The organism is Nitrosomonas sp. JL21 (assembly GCF_009833095.1).
GTDB lineage: Bacteria > Pseudomonadota > Gammaproteobacteria > Burkholderiales > Nitrosomonadaceae > Nitrosomonas.
The window spans coordinates 1-1,739 of sequence record NZ_QRCB01000080.1 but is presented as its reverse complement, the minus strand read 5'-3'; the positions used below and the strand labels follow the sequence as shown (position 1 = coordinate 1,739).

The window sequence follows — 1,739 nt, the reverse complement described above, 5'->3', positions numbered from 1 at the left end:
GATCGGACTTAATTCAAAGCTCATAATATTATTTGAAGGTATAAATGAATAAATTTATTGCTAAATATTTATGTTATCTTCCTGTTCAATATTTGCGCGGGCAAAATGTAAAAAAATTTTTACAGTTAGTAAATGAAGACCAGAATAAATCATTATCTGAGATAACCAACCTTCGTGATAGAAAATTGCAACAAATAATCCATACTGCATATAAAAATATTCCGTATTATATGAAAATGTTTGAGGAGTTAAATATCTCTCCACGAGATATTCAGTGCATATTTGATTTGCAGAAATTACCTGTGTTGTCCAAAAGAGAAGTGCTTGAAAATGAAAAGGAGTTAATTGATCCTAATTTTTCTGATCGGCTTTTTTTGAGAAAGACAGGAGGATCCACTGGAATGACACTTCATTTTATGCGGGAGGGTAGGGCCCTGGCTTTAAATGATGCAATTATGTTCAGGTGTTATGACTGGTACAATGTTGATATCGGAGACAGGCAGGTGCGTTTTTGGGGGGTTCCTGTCGCTGCCTGGGCGAGAAGAAAAGAGCAATTTAAAGATTTCCTTGCCAACCGGATTAGAATTTCGGCTTTTGACATATCAAAAAGCTCGTGTTTGAAACAATATAAAAAAATAAAAGAGTTTAAACCGACTTATTTTTATGGATATACAACAGCTATATATGGGTTCTGCCTGTTTATGAAAGAGAGTGGTATCTGTCTGGATGACTTGAATTTAAAGGCTGTCATCTGTACTGCGGAAAAGATGTATCCGCATCACCGAAAGCTGTTTGATGAAGCCTTTAATTGCCCGGTGGTTGATGAATATGGCTCCAGCGAGAATGGTATTATCGCTTTTCAATGTCGAAAAGGGAACATGCATATAATGAGTGATAATTTGTGTGTGGAGTTTTTGGATGAAAATGACAATCCTGTGGCACCAGGACAACCTGGAAGGGTTGTGGTTACTGATCTATCATGTCATGCCATGCCCCTTATTCGTTACGATATTGGTGATATTGGCAAACCTTCTGTTGAAAAGTGCAGTTGTGGGATTGAACTCCCCTTGATGGAAATGGTGGAGGGGCGAAAAGAGGATTTTATCCGCAAAAAGAACGGTGAATTGGTTCATGCAGCCTACTTATGTTACACGCTGAAAGAGGACACTGTTCATGAGTTTAAGATGTATCAAAAAGAAACAGATTGGCTCAATGTTCAAATTGTAAAATCTCCCTTCTTTACCGATGCTTCCGAAAGGAAACTGGAAGAGAATTTGAGAAGCGCTTTGGGAAAAGATGTTAGAATTACATTTGAATACCTGGATCAAATTCCAAGGGAAAAATCTGGAAAATTGAGATATTTTGTTTCGGAACTGTCGGAGCATGTGTAATAATGATTGGCAAGAACACGATATGCCTCTCTATTTGGGTAAAAGATGATCATCCTCGGATTAGCTATAATCTCCGTGCATATTTTATTGTTCATAAAGGCGAAGCTATTTTTTATGAAACCAGTCTGACTCTTTTATTTTTATTTTCTCATCCATAATGAAAAGAAAATTTTGAGTTTTTAATTAAGGAAATAAAACAATTTTAATATTTATATTTTTTCTTTCTTTGTTCATGGTGTTTTATGCCTATTTTGGCTATCAGTTGTCCTTATTGTTGATTCGTATTTTTCGACAGAATGAACAGATCCGCCAGCTACTTGATGCGCCTGTGACGTTTATAATTGCAGC

1 protein-coding gene is annotated in these 1,739 nt (G+C 36.2%); it reads left to right on the top strand.

Annotated elements, in window-relative coordinates:
• Positions 1–44: 44 nt before the first annotated feature.
• Positions 45–1,391: a phenylacetate--CoA ligase family protein gene (locus tag ABF87_RS14585; RefSeq protein ID WP_160829842.1), complete on the top strand. Its 1,347-nt coding sequence runs from the start codon at positions 45–47 to the stop codon at positions 1,389–1,391.
• Positions 1,392–1,739: the final 348 nt, after the last annotated feature.